We start from the raw sequence: 22,629 nt of genomic DNA on the forward strand, positions 1-22,629 counted from the left end.
TGGTAGAGCATCCCACCCCACCATGTTGGGTTTCGTTCCTCAACCCAACCTACGAGCTGAAAATGACGTGTGACGCTGTAGGTTGGGCGGAGCGGTAGCGACAAATTTGTATGGAACAAATTTGAGCAGCTCTGCTGGCCGTTAGGCCGAGGCGCGGTGCGCCGAGTCATACCCAACATGGTAGAGCATCCCACCCCACCATGTTGGGTTTCGTTCCTCAACCCAACCTACGAACTGTAAATGACGTGTGACGCTGTAGGTTGGGTGGAGCGGTAGCGACAAATTTGTATGGAACAAATTTGAGCAGCTCTGCTGGCCGTCAGGCCGAGGTGCGGTGCGCCGAGTCATACCCAACATGGTAGAGCATCCCACCCCGCCATGTTGGGTTTGATAAACCCCTTCGGGGCGCCCGAATCGGCGCCCAGCTTAAAAGCTTGTCGTTCCTCAACCCAAGCTACGAACTGCTTTCCCCGATCTGGATAGCGGTGCGATATTGCCAATCCCCCCACCTGCCACAAATGAAAAAGGCACGACGATTACGTCGTGCCTTTTGTAGTTAGGCCCTAGACAAGCGGCGCTTAAACTTCTGGCGGCGCCTCTACCAATACAAACTTTAATTGCGTACCGGCAATTTCAATCACATCGCCAGCGCTGAGTTGGCGAGGTTGTAGACCAATCTCGACACCATTCAACTTCGGCGTCCGGCCATCTACACCTTCAATATGCTCGAGATAATAGTCTTGCTGTCGACGACTAATTGCCGCTACCTGGAAACCCACCTTACCCAATTTGGTTAGCGGCTTATTCAAGGTCATCTCACGACCCGCCGAACCGCCATTCTGTACCTGCAGCTTAGCAATCATCGCTACCGGTGCTGGCTCGGCGCGCTTACTGCTTGGCCGCATCGCAATCGTCTTTTCGACCTCGGCTTCGCCGCCGCCAAAGGATTCGCTGTGAAAGGTAAGTGAATGCTTACCAATTGTGATGTAGTCACCATTGCGAAGCTGGTGGCGAGTGATCGCCGTACCGTTAACTAAGGTTCCGTTGGTACTGCCCAAATCAACTAGAAAGCAATCTTTAAGTACCGTTTCAACGGCGGCATGGCGGCCACTTACCGCCAAATTTTCTATACAAATATCATTGTCGGGGGCACGACCAAGAGAGATTCTCTCCTTATTTAAGGGAAAATCCTCAAGTACTCTACCCTGAAAGCTGAGAACCAGTTTAGCCATAATCCTTATCCGTCTTTGACCTGCGTTCCCTTAATGAGGCACGGCAGCGTATCGATCTAGGGCAACTCTAATTAATTCGGTAATGTCTCAGCGGATTAATCAGAGATGCCCTTGCCTATTAACCCTTTAATCAAACCAGTCTAGCTCTTCCTCTGAAGAGCTTTCCTGCCCAGCGACTACTTTATCTACACACACTACAATAATCGAAATATTATCATTGCCGCCGGAATTATTCGCCATTTTCAATAATTGCTTGGCGGCTGCTTCCGGATCAGCTTGGCAGCTAGCTAAAACATCTGCGATCTCAGCATCCTCAACCATGCCTGTCAGGCCATCGGAGCACAGCAAATACAGGTCACCAGCACGCAAGAGGGATTCCAAAAGATCGACCTCAACAATATCAGCAAGGCCCAAAGCGCGGGTAATCACATTTTTATTGCGGGAGTTTCGCGCGTCTTCTTCGGAATACACTTTGCGATCGATCATTTCTTGAACCAAGGTGTGGTCGGTCGTGAGCTGATCTAAAAAGCCGTCTCTGAATCGATACAGGCGGGAGTCTCCAACATGGGCTACCGCGAGACAGCTGCCGTTAAAACTCGCTGATACCAAGGTGGTGCCCATGCCTTGGCGCTCCGGATTGCGCTGAGCGTCTCCGAAAATGATGGCGTTTGCCGCCTGCACCGCATTTCGCAGGGCGATGGTTTGCCCGGAAAACTCAGATATTTCCGCAACCGAGTCGTCGCCGTCGTGATCCGCTGCTAAAAACTGGGTAAAGCCTTCTATTGCCAAGGCACTGGCCACTTCACCCGCGTTGTGGCCACCCATTCCGTCGGCCACTAATACATACCCTTGATCTTCGGCTACGCATATTGCGTCTTCGTTGTGACTGCGCACCCTGCCAATGTCGGTGACGCCAAAGCTGCGTATTACTGTTTTATCGTCCATTATTTTACGCTTATGCCGAGATGAGACCTGAGTATAGTCACCGGCTTTTAATATGGTCAATGTCGCGGCTCGATATAAACCGAACGCCGGCTAGGACTCAGGAAACCGGAATGACCACGATGACCCATGACCAACGAGTAAACTCAAATCCTATTTAGTCGGTTTAGCACACCACACCCACCGGCATCCGCGCTGCCAGGGGAGAAAAATAAAGCACTAGCCTGCGCATCTATTCGGCCCAAAGCTGGATCGGCCAGCACGGCATCACTAAAATTACCGCTATACCAAATATCGTCGACCGTCGCGCTCATTACCAAGCTACCTTACGACGCCGAACTTTCTGTAGAACGACCGCAGACTAATACCCGCTATATGCGCAGCCCGCGCTTTATCGCCATCGCAAAACGCTAATAGTTCATTCAAATACTGCAACTCTCTAGATTTTAAATCTTGCCACTTGTCTTCGTTCTTATCATTATGCGGACGAACATCTAGCATGCACCGCCCCAGTATTTTCACATCGATAATATTCGAATGCGCAAAAATAATTGCGCGCTCGAGCACATTACGAAGTTCGCGAACATTTCCCGCAAAATAGCATTTTTCTAGTAGTTTGATCGCCGACTCGGTCAGTCGATACATATCTTTTTTGCTGAATTTTTCGAGTATCGATTTTGCAATCAATGCGATGTCGTCGCCACGCTCGCGCAACGGGGGCAAGACAATTGGGAAAGCATTAATTCGATAGTAAAGGTCTTCACGAAATTCGCCACTGGCTACATTGTTAGATAAATTTTTATGAGTGGCGCATATCAAGCGAAAATTTGCGCGTTTAAGCTCGGTGCTACCCACCGCTCGGTAGCTACCCGTTTCAATTAAGCGCAGTAATTTCACCTGCATACCCAAGGGTACATCACCAATTTCGTCCAGAAATAAGGTGCCACCCTCGGCGCTTTCTAATAGTCCGCGCTTATTCGATGTTGCACCGGTAAACGCGCCTTTAACGTGGCCAAACAACTCACTTTCAAACAGGGTTTCCGTCAATCCCGCGCACTCAACGGTGATCATGGGTCTTGTACTGCGACTACTGGCCTCATGAATGGCTTTAGCCGCTAATTCTTTTCCCGTACCTGACTCCCCCATTAGTAGTACCGAAGTATCTCTGCTTGCCACCAAATTAATCATTTCAACCAGGGCGTTAAAAGCCGGACTGCGGCCAACCATATTTTGGGTGCTCAGCTCTGCACTGGCGATATGAACCGGCTTTAGAATTTCGACAAAATACTTCAGTTCGCCGTCTTCACCGTGAATTGGCAGCATTTCTACATCGACATGCTCCTTGCCTCGTGGCGTCGTGTGAACGTGTAGCACTCGCTCCTTGCTGCCAGAGCTTTTGCAGGCAAGTAAGGGACAACTTTCTCCCGCCTGATCACAGGGCACCTGATAGCCATGGGAGACTTGATAGCAGCGCGCCTCCTTGGCGACATCAATTTCACCAAATGTTGAACGGTATAGCTCATTCGTTGCCAGTATTCTGTAATCGGCAGACACCAATATGGCTGGGTAGTCGAAACCATCGAGCATATAGGCAACGTTTTTATCTGAGTCTTTTGCTATGAGCTGCATGGCATTGTCATTTCTGTCATTTATTGTTGTCAATAATGACAATTAAGCGAAGGTTTTACCAGCGCAAACGAGGCAAGGCTCTTCGGATTTATAAAATACTATATACAAACCAATGACTTACTGCACATAGCCACAAGTACTACATGCATGGCATGTGCATTGCTCTATGGTGGTAAGTACCACAGGCGAAGATTGCGACAGCCAGCGGATGAATCGAAAGCAAATGCGCAACTCACATTAGGATGATCAATATGGATTTCGACCCCTTCATTTTGGCCCGCATCCAATTTGCGACCAATATAAGCTTTCATATTTTATTCCCCGCCATCTCCATTGGCCTGGCCTGGGTTCTGTTGTTCTTTCGTTTGCGCTTCACCCAAACCGGCGACCAAGCGTGGGAGTACGCCTACCTGTTTTGGGTAAAGATCTTTGCCCTGACCTTCGCGATGGGGGTGGTATCTGGCATTACCATGAGCTTTCAGTTCGGCACCAACTGGCCAGGCTTTATGGAAAAAGCCGGCAATGTGGCCGGCCCCCTGCTGGGCTACGAAGTGCTCAGCGCGTTTTTCCTAGAAGCCTCATTCCTCGGCATTATGTTATTCGGCAAAGACCGCGTGTCTAACCGCATGCATTTAATCAGCTCATTTCTGGTCGCCTTTGGCACAACCTTGTCGGCATTCTGGATCCTCAGCCTTAACTCGTGGATGCAAACCCCCACTGGCTATTACCTAGAAAACGGAGTGGTAATGGTAGACAGCTGGATGGAGGTGATCTTCAACCCATCGTTTCCCTACCGCTTTTTCCACATGCTTATTGCCTGCCTGCTGACCTCTGCCTTTGTGATTGCAGGTGTGAGCGCTTGGCGGGCGCTGCGCAATGTCGACGGCCCCGCCACTTGGAAGGTAATGAAAACAGGCGTGATGATGGCCGCCGTACTCGCCCCTATTCAAATACTGGTCGGCGACTTTCACGGCTTGAATACCTTGGAGCATCAGCCCGCCAAAATCGCCGCTATGGAAGCGGTGTGGGAAACCGAGAAAGGCGCGCCCTTCACGATTTTTGCACTCCCCGATGAAAACACTCGCAGCAACCGCTACGCGATTGAAGTGCCCTACGCGGCAAGCTTCATTCTTACCCACGACCCCATGGGCGAAGTAAAAGGTCTCAACGAATTTGAAGGCGAGCATCCCCCCGTCGCCATCGTGTTTTGGTCGTTTCGCGTGATGCTGGCGGTAGGCGGCTTGATGCTGCTGGTGTCGTGGTGGGCGGCTTGGCAGCTGCGAAATAACAAAACCCCAACAAAACCGCTGCTATATGCCCTCTCAGCCATGACCTTTTCAGGCTGGGTCGCCGTTTTAGCAGGCTGGTATGTTACCGAGATTGGTCGCCAGCCCTGGATTGTGAGCGGCGTGCTCAAGGTGCAAGACGTGGTAGCAGACCACAGCAGCGCCACCGTCGGCGGCACCTTGATCGGCTATATCTTGCTGTATGGCTTTTTGCTGGCCTCTTATATTGGCGCCCTGCTCAACCTGTCACGCAAACCCGCTGCGTCTCTTAGCCTCACAGCAGTGAGCGCACCCCAAACTACAAACAAGGAGGCCTGAGCAATGGAATATTGGCTACCAATCATTTACATGGGCATCATGGGCCTCGCTCTGCTGATCTACGTCATCCTCGACGGCTACGATCTTGGCGTCGGTCTGCTTGTACCGCTGGCTGACGAAGCGGAAAAGGACATGATGATCGCCTCCATTGGGCCGTTCTGGGACGCCAACGAAACATGGATCGTACTGGGTATTGGCGTGCTACTGATCGCCTTCCCCGTTGCCCACGGCATTATTCTCACCAGCTTATATCTACCCGTGACCCTCATGTTAATGGGTTTAATTCTGCGCGGCGTCGCCTTTGATTTACGGGTAAAGGCGGGCGACCACCGTCGCGGCCTATGGAATAAGGCATTTTTCGGCGGCTCCCTGATTGCATCGGTCGCCCAAGGTTGGATGCTCGGCGCCTACATCACCGGTCTGCAAAGCTCCACCACCAGCCTATTATTCTCCGCCCTCATCGCCATGACCCTACCCGCCCTCTACCTAATCTTAGGCTGCGGCTGGCTACTGATGAAAACCGACGGCGATTTGCGCAATAAAGCCATCGGCTGGGCGCGCATGGCAATCTGGCCAATGGGTTTAGGGCTTTTTATGGTGTCTATCGCCACTCCGATGGTGAGCAGTAGCATTGCCGAGAAATGGTTTACCCTGCCTAACGCCCTGTACTTAATGCCGATCCCAATGGTCTGTGTATTTTGCTATGGCGTCATCGTAATGGCGTTAAACAAACCGACCGTGCTCAACCAAGGCTATAGCTGGCTGATCTTTGCCTGCACCGTCGCTATCTGCTTAATGGCGAGCTTAGGACTGGCCTACAGTATTTTCCCTGACATCGTTATTGGTGGCCTCACAATATGGGAGTCCGCCGCCTCAGTGAAATCGCTGCAATTTACCTTGGTCGGCGTAGTAATCACCCTACCCGTCATTTTGTTTTACACCTTTTTTGTCTATCGAATATTTCATGGCAAAGCGACCGCGCTGTCTTACGAATGAACTTAATAGGATATTTATAATGAACACACTACCTTTTAAAGCCGACATGAGCGTCACACCTGACGTGCTGGCCTTTTTTGACGAACCCACCAACACCTTTACCTACGTGGTAAAAGATCCGGCATCAAATGCGTGTGCGGTGGTCGATTCGGTAATGGAAATTGACTACGCCGCAGGCCGACTCAGCCTGAATGGCGCAGATAAAATAATTGAATATATCCGCAACCACGATCTTGAGCTGCAATGGATTATTGAAACTCATGTCCACGCCGACCACCTGTCTGCCGCGCCCTATATTCAAGAGAAATTGGGCGGCAAAATTGGCATTGGCGCCGAGATCACCACAGTGCAAACCACCTTTGGCAAAATCTTTAACGAGGGCACCGACTTCTGCCGCGACGGCTCCCAGTTCGATCAACTATTTAACGATGGCGACCAATACTTTGTTGGCAAAATGCGCTGCCACGCCCTGCACACCCCCGGCCATACACCGGCGTGTATGACCCACATCATGGGCGACGCGGGTTTTGTAGGCGATACCTTGTTTATGCCCGACGGCGGTAGCGCGCGCGCAGACTTTCCCGGTGGCAACGCCAAAACCTTATACCAGTCCATTCAACGCATTCTGTCCTTACCTGACGATCTTCGTCTCTTCATGTGTCACGACTACATGCCGAATGATCGTGACGTTGAGTACCAGACCACCGTCAAGCAAGAGCGCGAACATAATATTCATGTTCACCAGGGTATTAGCGAAAGTGACTTTGTTGCCATGCGTGAAAAGCGCGACGCAACCCTAGGTATGCCCAGACTGATTTTGCCATCCCTGCAGGTAAATATGCGCGCAGGCCATTTACCCAAGGCCGACACCAATGAGGTGGTCTACCTTAAGCTGCCGCTAAACCTGCTCTAAACCACCCACCCAAATGGTCAGGGAATTACGATGAACATTAAAGAATTAAATGCAAATATAAGCGTTTCCGATCAACTGCTTGCCAGTGATATTAGCGAGCTTGCCATACGGGGAGTTCGGACCATTATCTGCAATCGCCCAGACGGCGAAGGCCCGGATCAGCCGCTATTTTCTGAAATAGCAAAAGCCGCCGAGGAACACAATATTCAATGTCACTACCTACCAGTGGTCACCGGTAAGGTGAGCGATGATGACGCCACCGCCTTTGGCAAATTACTTCAGCAAGACGGTCCTATTCACGCCTACTGCCGCAGCGGTATGCGTTCCACTACCCTGTGGGCGCTGAACCAAGCCAAGCAGCTACCGCTGGCCGATATTGTTGCCACGGCCAAAGAAGCGGGTTACGACATGAGCGGAGTAGCCGCTCGAATTGCTGGCAAAAGCGGCGAAATGCAAGCGCTGAAAAGCTACGATGTGCTTATCGTTGGAGGCGGCGCAGCGGGTATCTCGACGGCTGCCAGCTTGCTAGCCAGAAACAAAGCACTATCAATAGCGATTATAGATCCGGCCGACAAACACTATTACCAACCCGGCTGGACCTTGGTTGGCGCTGGGATATTTACGCCTGAGCAAACCATGCGCGATATGGCATCGCTGATACCCAGAGGCGCCGATTGGATAAAGGCCGCGGTCGCTGCCTTCGACCCGGACAGTAACACCGTTATCCTTGAAGGCTGCCGACTCATTAAATATCAGCGCCTCGTGGTTGCCGCCGGTATAAAACTAAATTGGGCTGGAATCGAAGGTCTCAGCGAAACCCTGGGGCGTAATGGCGTCACCTCTAATTACCGCTATGACCTTGCGCCTTACACATGGGATTTGGTCCGCAACTTAAAAGGGGGGCGCGCCTTATTTACCCAGCCACCCATGCCGATTAAATGTGCGGGGGCGCCACAAAAAGCCATGTATTTGTCTGGCGACTACTGGTTCAAAAATCAAAACATAAAAAATATTAATATCGAATTTTATAACGCTGGCGCCGTGCTTTTTGGCGTGGCCGACTACGTCCCGGCATTGATGGAGTACGTCAAAAAATACCAGACCGAATTAAAATTTAATCACAAACTGGTGCGTATCGACGGCGACAAAAAAACCGCTTACTTTGAAACCACCACAGGCGATGGCAGCACCGAAATTATTAGCCGTGAATTTGATGTGATCCACGTGTGCCCGCCGCAAACGGCGCCCGACTTTATCCGCAACAGCCCACTGGTGGATGAGGCCGGCTGGGTAGATGTAGATCAATATACCCTTCGCCACAAGCGCTATAGCAATATTTGGTCGCTGGGCGACGTAGCCAATACCCCCAATGCCAAAACCGCTGCCGCAGCACGGGTACAAGCACCAATTGTGGCTGCTAATATTATTGCCGACATCAAAGGTGACCACCTCGTCGCGAAATACAATGGCTACGGCTCCTGCCCGCTAACGGTAGAGCGCGGCAAAATTGTATTGGCTGAATTCGGATACGGCGGCACACTTTTACCGAGTTTTCCGAAATGGATCATTGACGGCACCAAACCAACACGCGCGGCGTGGTTTTTAAAAGAAAAACTACTACCGCCCGTTTACTGGCGCGGTATGCTCAAAGGTAAAGAGTGGTTGGTAAACCCAGTAATGAGCGATGAAGCCTAGGAAATATAAACTTGAAAATAAAAACGATTAAATCCTACTTTCCGATTCTAACGTGGGTCGCGGACTATCAACGTGACACCTTGATTAGCGATCTGTTAGCGGCGGTTATCGTCACCATCATGCTCATTCCCCAATCTTTGGCCTATGCGCTGCTAGCGGGACTGCCTCCGGAAATGGGCTTGTATGCGAGTATGCTGCCCTTGCTAGCCTACGCAATTTTTGGCACCAGCCGCACCCTATCCGTCGGCCCCGTCGCGGTGGTGTCACTGATGACGGCCTCTGCGATAAGCCATATCGCGGCTCAGGGCAGCGTCAGCTATATTGAAGCCGCGCTATTATTAGCACTATTTTCCGGCCTATTCCTGCTGGGTATGGGTATCTTTCGTATGGGCTTTTTAGCAAATTTTTTATCCCACCCCGTCATCGCTGGCTTCATAACCGCATCGGGAATAATTATTGCCGTAAGTCAGTTAAAACATATTTTAGGTATAAGTGCATCGGGCGAGAATTTATTTCATTTAATAACGGCATTACTCAGTGAAATTGCAAATACCAATCTCTACACCCTTGCCGTTGGCCTGCCGGTATTGATATTTTTATTTTGGGTAAGAAGCGGTTTAAAGCCGCTGTTAATACGCACCGGGCTGAGCGACAAAGCGGCAGGAATGCTATCTAAAACTGGGCCAGTCATCGGTATTATTGCGACCAGCGCGGTAGCTTACACTTTTGATCTCGGCCAGCATGGCGTTAAGCTTGTTGGCGAAATACCAAGCGGTTTACCGACCTTACAGATACCCAATATCAACCACAGCGCGTGGCGAGAATTAATCGTCTCCGCTATTTTTATTTCAATCATTGGCTTCGTGGAATCTATATCTATTGGCCACACCCTCGCAGCCAAGCGTCGTCAAAAAATTTCACCAAACCAAGAGCTTATTGGCTTGGGCGCGGCCAATGTTACTGCGGCCTTTTCCGGTGGTTACCCTGTTACTGGCGGCTTTGCACGCTCAGTTGTTAACTATGATGCTGGCGCCGTGACCCCCGCCGCCGGCATATTTACCGCTGTCGGCATTGGCATGGCCGCCTTGTTTTTCACCCCTTATCTCGCCTATTTACCCACAGCAACCTTGGCCGCAACCATTATTGTTGCGGTGTTATCGCTGGTCGATTTTTCTATTTTAAAACGCAGCTGGGGCTACGCTCGCAGCGATTTTATAGCGGTACTCACAACCTTATTGGTCACCCTGCTTGCCGGCGTAGAAAGCGGCGTTGCCTGCGGTGTGTTTGCGTCTCTTGCCTTACATTTATATAAAACCTCGACACCACATATGGCGGTCGTGGGCGAAGTTCCCGGTACAGAACACTATCGCAATGTGAATCGCCACAAAGTAATCACCCACAGTGAAATTCTATCTCTGCGAGTTGATGAAAGTTTGTATTTCGCCAACGCCGGATTTATTGAAGATAAAATTTACGAACTTGTTGGAAAAAATCCTGCCATACACCATGTTATTTTAATGTGTACCGCAGTAAATGAAATTGACCTTAGCGCTTTAGACGCACTGGAATCCATCAACCAGCGATTAAGTGACAGTGGAATTAAGCTGCATTTATCTGAAGTAAAGGGGCCGGTAAGTGACATACTTTTAACAACAGATTTTATAAAGCATTTAAGTGGTGAAATTTTTCTATCTCACCACCTTGGCGTTAAAAAAATTCTTGCCCAAAATGCAAAATCGGAAGAGGGTGGCACACCGAACTGGACTATATAGGGAGATGCTCCGCTCGATGCCTATGCGCCAACAGTGCTTGACTTTATGCGCCGGCAATGCGGCAATCATCCCTACACTTTTAAACCGACTCCGCTATGCTCTTACTGCTGATTTATGTTGCCATCGCCTTAGGCGTTTCTTTTTTATGCTCTGTACTAGAAGCTGTCCTACTCAGCGTTACACCGTCGTATATTGCCGCAGAAGAGGAGCGCGGCCATCGCAACGGCAAACTGTGGCGCGTTTATAAAACCGACATAGACCGACCGCTCGCCGCCATTTTAAGTCTCAATACGATCGCCCACACAGTGGGCGCGGCAGGGGCAGGGGCGCAGGCAACAGCGCTGTTTGGCGAGGCCTATTTTGGGCTTATTTCGGCGGTGCTCACCCTATTAATTCTCTTCGTGTCTGAAATCATTCCAAAAACTCTTGGCGCCTTATTCTGGCGTCAATTGTCGCCGCCATGTGCGATTATTTTGCGATTTATCATGTGGGCAATGTCCCCATTGGTGGCAATGGCACAGGTGCTGACGCGCTTAATGTCGCGCGGGGCAGGGGCACACTCTATCAGTCGCGAAGAGTTTGTCGCCTTAGCAGAAGTTGCCGTCAGCGAAGGTATCTTGGACAAGGAAGAATCCTTAGCGGTCGCCAGTTTAATTCGTTTTCGATCGCTGCAAGCACGCGATGTAATGACGCCGCGATTAGTCATTTTTAGCGTCCCAGAAACCGCGAGTGTTAGAGAAGTGGTGGAGGGCAACGACGTCATTCTTTTTTCTAGAATCCCGGTTTACGCCGATGATCCCGACAATATCACCGGCTTCGTCCGCAAAGATGAGCTTATGCTTGCCATGTCCCGCTCCGCAGACGCGCCACTAAGCAGTTTGCGTCGCGAGCTATTCGTTGTTCCCGAAACACTGCCGACACCAGAGCTGCTTAAAAACCTCACCGAAATGCGCCTGCAAATTGCCTTGGTTGTAAATGAATACGGCAGTGTAATGGGCCTGGTGACGATGGAAGATTTAGTGGAAACCATGCTAGGCATGGAAATTGTAGACGAAACCGACACCGCTATTGATATGCAGGCGCTGGCCCGCGAGCTATGGGCGAAGAGGGCGCGCCGCCTTGGTGTATTTGACGATGATAAGATTAGCGCCGCCACCTCGTGGCAGGCGCCCAGAACGAGTTAACGAACTGATTAATAGCTAAAGGTAAGAGGCTCGGTTTCCTGGTTTTTAACCGTGATCGGCAAACGAAAATCACCTGGCATTTTCCTTACCGTGTACTGCTGGCCGCGCGACTTATGCACATAATTGAAGTAGCTATCGTCCAGGCCTTCGATTTTATATGCGTCGTAGTGCTCGGCCACGGTTGGATCGGCTGGTTTCATGCCTTCAACGGTAACCCAGCCACGGAAAATACGAAAATAGATATCGCCAGACACGCCCCAAAAACCAACCTCTGACTGCGAGCGCGCAGTGCCATCGGCCGCCACAAAGCGGAAATCAACACGGTATGTACCATCGGCTGAACGCTCAGTCAGCCATTCTTTTTGGCCACCGTCGGCGGTTTTGCGAATGCCATACCATTTGCCCAGTAACATCTTCCGCGACTCACTAGTCGCCAGCTTTTCTACATCGCTGGGTTCATCTAGCTGCTGGTCTTCTTCAAGCTGCACAGGTTTTTGTAAATTTACAGGTGCAATTACCTTGGTCGTCTTGAATTGCGAGCAGCCCATTAGCAGCATCGATATGAGTGTAAAGCCAAGCAGGTGTTTCATTTACAAAGTTATTCCTAAAATCGGCTCAAACAAGCCAAATATATTATATTGTTTCACGAGCAAGGCACCGCCATACCAAGTCTAGACAACTTAGGCTTCATCCAAAACCAATAAATGCTGGTGGGCGGGAAAATACAAGGCCGTCGCAATCGCGCATTCTACCCCAGTTGCGTACAAAGCTTGCTGATAAATACGCATTTTTGTTTGATATCGCTCAGCTTGCTCTTCGAAAAAGCGCTTTACATTGCCTTTTGCGGTGGCCGTCTTGTAATCGACGATCCAACAGCGGTTCTGATCAATAAAAACCCGATCCAAAATCAAGGTCTGCCACTGCCCACCTATCATGCGGCGAATGGTCTGCTCACTGGCCTGCCACTGATAGCTGGACAGAATCCACTGACCTTTCTCACAATTTAAGGTATTGCTGACCAAGCTCATTACCCGCGCAACACTCTCATCAAGACCGGGCTCAGGATGGCAGTGATGGCGCAGGCGCTGAGTCACACCACGCTGCAAACGATCGTGGTCTGCAACCCATTGGTCGCGGTCATTTCTCCGTCCCAGCCGCTCCATCAGCTCGTGAAACACAATACCCACGGCGCGATCTTCAATATTATCTTCTAATACCGCATTTTCAGTTTGACGCTGGGCGCGCTGCAAGGGCGACTCCGGCGGCATCGGCGGCTGCCAAACCGGCTCGCTTACACGCTGCAAATTCCGCAGACGAGGTGCCATTGGCACCCGCAGCGGCGCAATCGCGTCATCTGTCTCGATAATGTCGCAGCGTTCAAAATCGTCGCCGACACTATCCCACAGGCGATGCAAGACGCTGCCGGACGTTGCCGCCACATCTCCCTTGCTATTCATTTTCGCCTGCCCGAACACATGCAGCTCACTTTTGGCACGGGTGAGAGCCACATAGATTAAGCGGTCAATTTCTTCATCTAAGGCGCGGGCCTGACGCTCGCTCATATAGCTATATAGCTTTTCCGCCGCGGGATCCGCTCCCGAACTTTGCGGCTTGGGTGCAAATATCATGTGGCCGCGAATCCACTGCCAAGCGAGCAGCTCGCGGTCGGCATTGCGACCTGCGGCACCGGTGCCCGGCAAGATCACCACATCAAATTCCAAGCCCTTGGATTTGTGAATGGTCATCAACTCAATATTGCTAGTCGGCGGTGTCGCGTAAAGTCTTTCGAGGGCGCGCTCCAAAGCGCGAATATCCTCTAACAATCCCGCCGGAGCGTATTCGTCAAGCAAGGCCAATACCCGATCAATATCACCCTGCTGATGTGGCTCAATACAAGCTGGACCACCCAGTAAATGCCAGGCACTGCGCAGCGCCCAGCGCAAGTCACGGCTCTGCGGACAAGACTCCAACCAATTAATAGTATCCCGAAGATGGGTGAGTGCTCGCTTACCGTCCTCGCTTATTGGCGCGCAGGTCTCAAAATTCATCAGGGTATCGCGAAGCAAGCCACCGGCCTCGCGCAGCGAGAGAAGATCATCCCAACTCAAGCCCACAAACGGGGCGCGCAGCACCCGCGCCCACGCCACGCTGTCGGCCTCGTGCCACAAGGCGCGGAGCAGACCCATAAAATCCATGACCGCGGGGGTAGTGGTCAAGCTATCAATATCTTGACCAGAAAAGGTTATTCCAGCCGTTTTTAAGGCTGGGACAATATGTTTTAGGTGGCCGCGATTACGAACCAATATCGCTACCGACGAGGTGCTACCCGCAATGCTATCGCGGGTTTGAACCTGCTGTATTAATTCTACAATGTCTTGCGCTTCCGCCTGACCGGCAGTCAATTTGGCTTCTACTTTTTGACCCAGCACCTGCGGGTGAATGACAACCTTGCCGGCATTGTCTCGCTGGGGAAGTGCCGCCTCATAGTATCGGCCGCGGTCGGTGAACAATATTTTAAAGCAATCATTTACCCAATTAACCAGGTCGGGCGACGATCTAAAGTTTGCTTTCAACTGCAAGGGCAGCAAGGTCTTGCCAGCAAAACTACCGCGCTGCTGCAACTCATCAAACAGGCTGACCAAGCTTCCGCGAAACGCATAGATCGACTGTTGCAAATCACCACAGAAAAATACGCTGCGACCGTCGTCCTCTTCCCAGCCTTGGCAGAGTGCTTCTAGCAACTCAATTTGGCTGACTGAGGTGTCCTGCATTTCATCAACTAAAATATGCTGCACGCGATCTTCAATTAACAGGGCATCGCCCACCGCTTCTCCGTGCTCGGCACTGAGCGCAGTAATGGCTCGCTGGGCAATTTCGCCAAAATCGACACCGCCTTTGTGTTCAAAGCTCAGACGCAAATGCGCCAGTAAATAGGCGAGGGCGATTCTAAAATGGCCAACTAATTCGCGGCTGCTGTCAGGAAAATACGGTGGCGGCAAACTGGCTATCGCCGCCAAGGCCTGCGATGCCTCATCAAACAAGCCCTCGTCTTCCAAGCCCTTTAGCCAACTCTTGGCTTCCGCTGTACCCGGCTGGCCCGCTTTCAGTCCCGCGTAATTTAAGGAGCGGGGCTTATACAACTCCCCTTTACCGCTGAGCATGGCGCTGGCTAATTGCTGCACCAAATCAAAATCGGCAATATCCAATTCGCCGGCGCTGCGCAAATCTGCAGCCCAAGCGTGATCTTCGTTCGCCGACGACGACGCCATAAATGCGCTGATCAATTGTTGAATATTTAAGTCTTGCAGCGACGCCCACGCGGGTTCAAATTGCGATGTCACCTCGTCTGCCAAGGCGGCTTCCATCAAGTCGAGATCGCCGCTAATCACGTCTCGCAGCCACTGATCCCGCTTGGACAGTAATGCCGACAACAAGGGCAGCAAGGTTTCTATACGGTTACTTCCGTAGGCCAATAATTTTTGCAGCGCGGTAGCGAGGGCAGGGGGGCAGCTACTTTCGTCTAACTGGCGAAACAAACTCAGAATCGCCTCGCGATACAGCGCGTCGGCGTCGGTAAACGGCACTGCCGCCCCTAAGCCCGACAACAATGGTAAACGCCTAACCAAACTGCCACAAAAACTATCAAAGGTCGTGATGCGCAAGCGCGCACTGTTCTTTAACAAGTGCCAGTGATTCTTCTCATCTTTGGCCAGGACTTTACATACCGCTTCGCGAATATCGTGTTCAAAACCACTGCCGGCGGGCTCTATATCATCGCCATTCGCTGCGCTGACCAGAGCCTTGGTACCGTCTTGCAAAGCCGACATTACCCGCTCTTTTATTTCGCCAGCAGCCTTATTGGTAAACGTAATGGCAACCACTGTCTCTGGTTGCTCAACTGCCAACAGGCAGTGTAAATAGCGCAATAACAGCACGCCGGTTTTACCGGAGCCGGCCGGCGCTCTAACTAAAACTGAGTGGCGCGGATCAACTGCCTGCTGGCGCTGATCTTGATCTGGGGGACGAGGATACTGGCTCATTGCGCATCCTCCTCAATACTTAAATCTCGCAGCAGCGGCAGCAAGAAAGCGCTAAACCCGCGACTGTGATTCTGACTAAAGTCGTGCTCAATATTGCCCGCTAAAATACCCTCTGCCATTTCTTGTAAGGCGCTTGACCACGCCTCTAATTCTGCCTGCCATTTTTCTGCAGTATCGACATCGCTGGCATGAGGCTTTTTGGCTAAAACACTGTTCGCCCAGTTACTGCGCATATGGATTTTTAAATCATCGGGACTTTTAAGCTGCGCCAGCATCACACCGTCTAGCTGCTGTGCTGCATTATTTTGCGCCAAAACATAGATCGGCAACTGTGGCTCCGTTAAATTATCAACACTGAGAGAACGGCCATCGATGGTGCCGGTTTTATAGTCGATAACTAAGCGTTTGTCGCCTATTTGGTCGATGCGATCCATGCGGATTCGCAGCGGAATCCCCATTAATTCGCTTTCCGTTAATTGCTCGGTGGATAGCACCTTAAAATCCTGCAGGCGACGGCGTTCGTTTTTATTCATCCACGCGCACACCAAAGTGATAACACGCTCTTTTTCAATGCTTAACAAAGACTCGCCAAACCGCAGCGCGCTTAACTCAGGATTTTCAAGGGCGCGCTCACAGCTCGCCCTGACTAGTGCCTCTAACTGCAATGTACTGCAGGCGTCCAGTGCCGCTTTGGTTTTTAGGGTTTCCCACACATGCTGCATAGTGTCGTGAATGAGAATACCCTGCACGCGATGATCCAAGCCCTCGGCCGGTACAGGAAATTCTCGCAAGTTTAAGCGGTATTTTAGAAACGCGAAAAAAGGGCTGCTGGCATATTCTTTAAACAAACCTGTGCCGCCGCGCACCGTCGCTCGCTGCTCAGGCTTAATGCCGCGCACCGTATCTATGGCTGGCAGCGCGATATCGCCCCGCGCAACAAATTGACTTTCAGCAAGCCACGTTTCATCTTCATCGTAGCCGGCGAGTAAAGTACAAGGCCCAAGCGGGCTACCCACTTCGTTTTCACGGCAGTGACTTAGGTGCACCTCCGGCCCAGAGCGCAGAAGACTATCCAACAACCGCTGATCGCGTTGCAGACAAAGGCTGGGGTCACTGTCAGGATATTTAGCCTGCTGCTGTAGTTCCAAAGGTAAAAACGCCGAGGGCTCAACGCGACGCGGCAGAGCATTGTCATCCAAGCCCATTATCCACACCGCATCGAAACTCAAACCCAGTGCGTCATCGTATTCCATGATGCGTACCGGACAGGGCCAATCGCGGCTGACAGAAAAACGCTTGGTACTCAAAATATGCTGTAGCCAAGCGAGCGCCGTGTCGTGTTTTATGTCACCTAGCTGCCGGTCTAAGGCGCGGAACACATCCATCGCCTGACTAAAGCCACGCCGACATTGCTGCACGACAACATCGTCATCACTGGCATTGGGCCAGCCCGCCGTGAGCAACAATTGATCAAAAAATCTCACCCAGGCCGACGGTAGTTGACGGGCGGGCATGACATTGAGCATGGCCGCAAGATCATGCAAAAAATCACTGACACTGGGCTCATCCGCTTCCATTCTGCGGGCAAGACCTAGGGCATTGCGCAAAGTGGTTTCTGGGCTGAGATACTCTCGCCAGCGAATGTCTAAGCTCGCTCGAATACTGCGCGACTCCGGCCAGCCGCGCACAAAGCGTGAACGTAAAATTCGGCTGAGCTGCTCAAGCGGTAAGGCCCGCGAACTCAGCGATATTAAGTCCCAGGCAGACATGATCAGCGGATAGGATAGGAGAGTTTCACTGGACTCAAATAGCCAGGGTTCTCGCGCTTCTTTTTCTGCGTTAGGAAATAATCCATCGGCATAAAATTGCCGCTGCAAAACGCTATTCAAGACGCCGCGATAGCGTTTCATATCCGGCACTAATATCGCGAACAGTGCGTCCTGCAATGGCTTTTCTGGTTTAGCCTCTGCGGCAAACTTATCACGCAACCACGCGGCAACCGCCTGGCACTCCTGCTCTATTTGCTGGGCAGCGCTAAATCTCGGCGGAAGCTCGGCAGTAAGAATCTCAGCCAAGGTGGAGACCGAGGTTTTTTCAGCACAGCGATATATAAACGCGTGCACTGCTGGACTGAGATCCAAACCTTCATGCAACACTATGTGGTCCGGCAAATCTAAACCGGACTCATCGAGTAATTCACCTAAATGCGCAGGTAATTGCTGGCCACTCAATGCCGACTGCGTATCCAATTGTTGCTGCATCTGCTGACGCCAGCGATAAAACGCCTGATACTCTGTGGAGAAGCGATAGTAGTCTTCATCGTCGCTGAGCTGGTATTCGGCGTGCAATTGAAAAGCATCTACAAACTGGCGGGTAATTGCCATGCTATTCAGGCAATTTTCTGGATAAAAATCGCTGCTCTCAATGATGTCCCGCGCCAGGGCCAGCAGCTGAATAGGGCGCAGAACTTGTTTAGAAGGGAAGGTGGCATCCCACAATTCCGCTAGCCACTGATCTACTGGCACTACTGTGACAGTTTCGATAAACGCTTGATCGTGACTGCCGCGCAAGCGCGCTATGCGGTCGCGACACTGTCGCGCACTGGCGTCGCTGGGCATGAGTACAACACAGTGGCCGCTGAGACTTAATAGATCTTGTAATGCCATTGCCGCCACGGAATAGTCCCTTATTTAAAGTCTACAAAAAATTCAAAATTCATCTTACAAAATTAGTTGGCTTCTCAATGTCATAAAGTGCATCGCTGATATCCGCCAATTTATCTTCCAGCACCATTTTTGCGTCGTTTAAACCGCGGTTATAAAAGTAGGCCCCCACTTCTTCAGAGAAGAAGTCAGTTAAAAACTCTGCATCGAATTTGCCAATATCCTGATGTAACTCGTCTTCAAAATAGCGCTGTACTTTCGCAATAATGATGTCTTTTTCTTCTTTTGAAAATTCAATAATGGCCATGCCACCTCCGTAAATGTTTAAACCGTTTTGCGAGCGACTGCCGCCTTCGCCGCCCACGCTGCCGTCGCGAAACAAGCTGTCAGTAAATAGCCTCCCGTCGGCGCTTCCCAATCAAGCATTTCACCTACGCAATAGGTATTCGGCATTTGCTTTAACATCAGCTTATCATCTAAGGCCGTAAAGCAAATTCCGCCGTCGGTACTAATCGCCTCGTCTAAGGCACGAGTAGCACCAAAGGTTTGTGGAAGATGTTTGATAAGAGCGGGTAGCGCATCTATATCGGCCATTTGTTCCTTGCTGGTCAAGGCTTTAAACAGTGCCAGCTTGCTACCACTAAGCCCGCACTGCTTTCGCAGCACATTGGCGAGGGAGTCCTTGCTTCTGCGCTTTGCTATCGCCTGCTGTAATTTTTCCAGCGAGCGATCGGGATCGAGATCCCAGTGTATTGTGCATTCGCCTTTCTGTTCTATTGCGTCACGCATGGGGGCGGATACGGCGTAGACAGGACCACCCTCAATACCGTAATCGGCGATAACCGCGTCACCGCGCTGACGCCACTCAGCCCCGTTACGGTCTTTGATGCTAACGGCTATGGACTTTAGCGGGGTGCCACTAAAATTGCTTTTCATATCCGCCGACCAGGGGTATTCAAATCCGCAATTACTGGGTCTAAATTTCACACAGCTTATTCCACGCTCGGCGAACTTGGGTAGCCAGTGCCCATTCGAACCAAGCGCCGCCCAGCTACCGCCGCCGAGGGCGAAAAAAGTGAGCGCTGCGTTTATGGTTAGTATGCTACTTGGCCCTTGAATTAGTAGTTCATCTTGCTGGTTCCAGCCCAGCCAGCGATGCCGGCTGTGGATGCGTACTCTGTTTTCACGCAGACGGCTCAGCCAACGACGTAAAAGGGGAGCGGCCTTTTTCTCGACGGGGAAAACACGCCCCGAGCTGCCAACAAAGGTATCGACCCCTAGATCAGCCGCCCAACTACGTAAGTTGATGGCGTTAAAGGCGTCTAGCGCGGGCTTGAGCACGGCAGCTTTGTGGCCAAAGCGGCCAACAAAGTCATCCCAGCCTTCATTATGGGTAAGATTTAAGCCGCCAATACCGGCCCGCAGGAATTTGCGTCCCACTGTGTGCATCGCGTCGTATAGATCAACAGTTATTCCCGCTTTGCTTAGCTGTTCTGCGACCATCAGCCCTGCAGGACCACCACCGATGACGACGGCAGAAAGATGAATAGCAGAATCGGGCATGGGGCGGCTCAAGAATAGATGAAACGCAGATTGTACCGCAATCTGCTGAGCATTGAGACCGGCTGCGATGCTAGGGTTTAGCCTATGTTTTCGCTACAAGGCGATGTCATCAATACGTGCTGGGCCGACGGTGGATTCTGAGCGCCATAAGATCCGAGATAGAGAAATGCCGAAATATGCGCCACTATTTTTGCGAAATAGGGGGCTATCGTTGAATACCGCGTCTTGTAGATCGTAGTAGCCTAAACTGGCTGTCACCCGCCAATTCTGGTCGAGCTTCAAAGCCGCAAAACCGTTTACACCCAGGCTATTGTAGCCACGTTCCGAGCGATAGACTGGCCTGGTTGCGGTGGCAAATTGCGGTGCCACGCCGTAAAAGTAGTCGTGGTAGGCTTTGCTGCCGTAGCGCAATTGCATGCCCGCGCCAAGAATTAGGCTGTCACCGTAATGCTTGCGCCAGCGTAACTCGGGATTAAATAACCAGCCTTCATAATCGAGAGCGGGAAAATCATCGGCCGCCAACAGTGCGCGCACATTTAGGCGTAGCTGAAGTTTTTGATCGGGAGTGTCGATAAACTTCAATCGCAATGATGGCCCGAGTTCAAGGCTAACGCTCAGGTCGTTCATGCCTTCGCGGGCGCGATTGTCTTCGCTGTTCACCGGTAAACTACCGCCGGCCGAAATATCCAAATCCCAACGCTTGCTTTCGAACAACAGGCCCCGCAAACCTTCGCGTCCGGCCTTTAAGCGAGCGCCGCGATAAATAATATACGGGAAGGGCAATACGTAGCTTTGGCTCTGATCGGCTCCGGGGTAATCCGGCAAATTGACGGCAGCCAATCCCAAGCCCAACTCCCATTTCGGTAGACGCTCAAGCTCGTCCGCACCGACGCCAATTGAAAGTAAACTCAGCAGTAGTATTCTTATCATATTGCGCATAAACATTCCGTTCATCGGCTGAGTAATGCAGTGTTATTTGGCCAGCCAAAAGGGCTAGCCGTAATTTGTAGCATACGAAGCTTAAAAAGAAAGTAGATCAATTGGTCGCAAGATCCGTGACAAAAGCTTAGATTGCGGCCACTTTTTCTTTAAAGCTGGCCGGTACATCACACACGGATTTACTGGCGTAGTCAAAAAATAGCATGGTATTGCGCAGTCGCGCGGTTTCAATATTCTTAGTCAAATTGAACAAGCGAAAAACTAGGTCAAAACTCTTGGCCGTGAAATTGACCGCCGCCACATCAATCCGCAGCCGGTCACCGTAGTCGGTTTCAGAAATGTAGGAGATTTCTGAGTGCGCCATGATGAGACCGGCTTCCTCAAAGGCGGTGGCTTGCTCGTAACCCAAGGCAATAATAAAACGCAGCTGGCCTTCTATCGCAATAGCGGGGATGCGGTCCGCAGCAAGGTGATTAGCCACATTCACGTCGGAATACAACACCACATACTCGGTGCTGAATGGAAGCCTGTCAGGTAATTCTATGGTCTTTCTGGCCAAGGGAACTCGCTTTCAATTGTTGGAGAGGTACTGTAGCAAGCCTGATTTTACCGGGAAATCAGGGCATTCGCATCATTGCGATGTCGAATTTACACGCGACGCGCGGAGCGCAGAAACCGGGCAGCGCTGCTCTACCCAACGCCGCAATTGAGGGTGATCAGTGATCGCTATCTTACCGTAGCCGACCTCGATCAGCCCGGTCGCTTCTAATTTTTTTAGCGCCTTGCCAATCGAAATTCGCGACACGCCAAAATTAAATGCCAGCACTTCCTGATTGCATTGAATTTCTTTCTTATTACTCGCCGACTCAGACATAGATAGCAGGAACTTAGCGACGTGGACGGGTAATGACAGGCGTCGCAAGTCGTCAAGAAACTCCAGCAAACCATGGGTGCGATACACATTGATGGTAAGCAGCGCATGGGACAGACTCGGCTCCGCATTGAATAAGGCCAAAAACGGCTTGCCCTTAATTTGCAGCACCTGGGTTTCGCCGATAGCGCTAATATCATGTGTGCGCGGCAAACCAGCAAACAGTGTGAACTCCCCAAAGCACTGACCACGACCCATCACAGAACTTGTTAGAAACGTGCCCTCCGAACCCTGCAGGCCAATCATCACGCGCCCGTCAAGCACCACCGTAATTCCGGGTTTTTCATCGCCGCGCAAATGAATCATCTGGCCGTCTTGGTAGCGCTCAACTGTCCCAATGGCTTGAAGCTGACGCCATAACTCATCAGAAATCAGATCGATGAGGCTAGGCGATCCGTGTTGAAGTAAATCAATCATTCGCACCCAAATGTATAAAAGTTTGCATTCTAGCTTAGCACTTGCTGCTAATCTGTGCTTGCTCAAATATCACCAATAACGAGAACAGCGATAGCGAGGCTTGCCATGC

General features: G+C 51.2%; 18 protein-coding genes. 6 read left to right on the forward strand and 12 right to left on the reverse strand.

What is annotated here, in order from left to right:
* Window positions 1-578: 578 nt before the first annotated feature.
* From AAC007_RS06480 to AAC007_RS06495, 4 genes are all read right to left on the reverse strand, one after another.
* Complete coding sequence (locus AAC007_RS06480; RefSeq protein WP_339675391.1) at window positions 579-1,232, reverse strand: FHA domain-containing protein; 654 nt, start codon at window positions 1,230-1,232, stop codon at window positions 579-581.
* A gap of 126 nt (window positions 1,233-1,358) precedes the next feature.
* Window positions 1,359-2,177, reverse strand: a complete 819-nt coding sequence (locus tag AAC007_RS06485; protein WP_339675393.1) for a Stp1/IreP family PP2C-type Ser/Thr phosphatase — start codon at window positions 2,175-2,177, stop codon at window positions 1,359-1,361.
* Window positions 2,178-2,320: 143 nt separating this feature from the next.
* Window positions 2,321-2,488, reverse strand: a complete 168-nt coding sequence (locus AAC007_RS06490; protein WP_339675395.1) for a hypothetical protein — start codon at window positions 2,486-2,488, stop codon at window positions 2,321-2,323.
* Between the two features lie 7 nt (window positions 2,489-2,495).
* Complete coding sequence (locus AAC007_RS06495) at window positions 2,496-3,803, reverse strand: sigma 54-interacting transcriptional regulator (RefSeq protein WP_339675397.1); 1,308 nt, start codon at window positions 3,801-3,803, stop codon at window positions 2,496-2,498.
* Window positions 3,804-4,054: 251 nt separating this feature from the next.
* On the opposite strand from AAC007_RS06495, the gene AAC007_RS06500 reads away from it, so the two are divergent.
* From AAC007_RS06500 to AAC007_RS06525, 6 genes are all read left to right on the forward strand, one after another.
* A complete protein-coding gene (locus AAC007_RS06500; RefSeq protein ID WP_339675398.1) occupies window positions 4,055-5,407 on the forward strand; it encodes a cytochrome ubiquinol oxidase subunit I in 1,353 nt (450 codons plus the stop codon).
* 3 nt (window positions 5,408-5,410) lie between these two features.
* Window positions 5,411-6,403 carry a cytochrome d ubiquinol oxidase subunit II gene (locus AAC007_RS06505; protein WP_295873516.1) on the forward strand — a complete coding sequence of 331 codons (993 nt, stop codon included), beginning with the start codon at window positions 5,411-5,413 and terminating at the stop codon, window positions 6,401-6,403.
* A gap of 46 nt (window positions 6,404-6,449) precedes the next feature.
* Window positions 6,450-7,316, forward strand: a complete 867-nt coding sequence (locus AAC007_RS06510; protein WP_295873825.1) for an MBL fold metallo-hydrolase — start codon at window positions 6,450-6,452, stop codon at window positions 7,314-7,316.
* A 30-nt stretch (window positions 7,317-7,346) separates the two neighbouring features.
* On the forward strand, window positions 7,347-9,011 hold the full coding sequence (locus AAC007_RS06515; RefSeq protein ID WP_339675404.1) for a TIGR01244 family sulfur transferase: 1,665 nt from the start codon (window positions 7,347-7,349) through the stop codon (window positions 9,009-9,011).
* A gap of 11 nt (window positions 9,012-9,022) precedes the next feature.
* Entirely contained in the window at window positions 9,023-10,783 is a 1,761-nt protein-coding gene (sulP, locus tag AAC007_RS06520; RefSeq protein WP_339675407.1) for a sulfate permease, read from the forward strand.
* A 95-nt stretch (window positions 10,784-10,878) separates the two neighbouring features.
* Window positions 10,879-11,967, forward strand: a complete 1,089-nt coding sequence (locus AAC007_RS06525) for a CNNM domain-containing protein (protein WP_339675409.1) — start codon at window positions 10,879-10,881, stop codon at window positions 11,965-11,967.
* An 8-nt stretch (window positions 11,968-11,975) separates the two neighbouring features.
* Here AAC007_RS06525 and AAC007_RS06530 read toward each other — a convergent pair whose 3' ends face one another.
* From AAC007_RS06530 to AAC007_RS06565, 8 genes are all read right to left on the reverse strand, one after another.
* Window positions 11,976-12,557 (reverse strand): hypothetical protein, encoded by a 582-nt coding sequence (locus AAC007_RS06530; RefSeq protein WP_296435799.1) that lies wholly within the window; start codon window positions 12,555-12,557, stop codon window positions 11,976-11,978.
* A 90-nt stretch (window positions 12,558-12,647) separates the two neighbouring features.
* Window positions 12,648-16,007, reverse strand: a complete 3,360-nt coding sequence (locus AAC007_RS06535; RefSeq protein WP_339675412.1) for a UvrD-helicase domain-containing protein — start codon at window positions 16,005-16,007, stop codon at window positions 12,648-12,650.
* Window positions 16,004-18,673: a PD-(D/E)XK nuclease family protein gene (locus tag AAC007_RS06540; protein WP_339675414.1), complete on the reverse strand. Its 2,670-nt coding sequence runs from the start codon at window positions 18,671-18,673 to the stop codon at window positions 16,004-16,006. Before AAC007_RS06540 ends, AAC007_RS06535 begins: the two co-directional genes overlap by 4 nt.
* A 49-nt stretch (window positions 18,674-18,722) precedes the next feature.
* A complete protein-coding gene (locus AAC007_RS06545; RefSeq protein ID WP_219043395.1) occupies window positions 18,723-18,977 on the reverse strand; it encodes a DUF2164 domain-containing protein in 255 nt (84 codons plus the stop codon).
* Between the two features lie 17 nt (window positions 18,978-18,994).
* Window positions 18,995-20,233, reverse strand: a complete 1,239-nt coding sequence (locus AAC007_RS06550; RefSeq protein WP_339675415.1) for a TIGR03862 family flavoprotein — start codon at window positions 20,231-20,233, stop codon at window positions 18,995-18,997.
* Between the two features lie 93 nt (window positions 20,234-20,326).
* Complete coding sequence (locus AAC007_RS06555) at window positions 20,327-21,172, reverse strand: MipA/OmpV family protein (RefSeq protein WP_339675417.1); 846 nt, start codon at window positions 21,170-21,172, stop codon at window positions 20,327-20,329.
* Window positions 21,173-21,299: 127 nt separating this feature from the next.
* On the reverse strand, window positions 21,300-21,731 hold the full coding sequence (locus tag AAC007_RS06560; protein ID WP_295873501.1) for a thioesterase family protein: 432 nt from the start codon (window positions 21,729-21,731) through the stop codon (window positions 21,300-21,302).
* Window positions 21,732-21,803: 72 nt separating this feature from the next.
* Window positions 21,804-22,520: a Crp/Fnr family transcriptional regulator gene (locus tag AAC007_RS06565; RefSeq protein ID WP_339675421.1), complete on the reverse strand. Its 717-nt coding sequence runs from the start codon at window positions 22,518-22,520 to the stop codon at window positions 21,804-21,806.
* Window positions 22,521-22,629: the final 109 nt, after the last annotated feature.

The organism is uncultured Zhongshania sp., assembly GCF_963975605.1.
Classification (GTDB): domain Bacteria; phylum Pseudomonadota; class Gammaproteobacteria; order Pseudomonadales; family Spongiibacteraceae; genus Spongiibacter; species Spongiibacter aquimaris.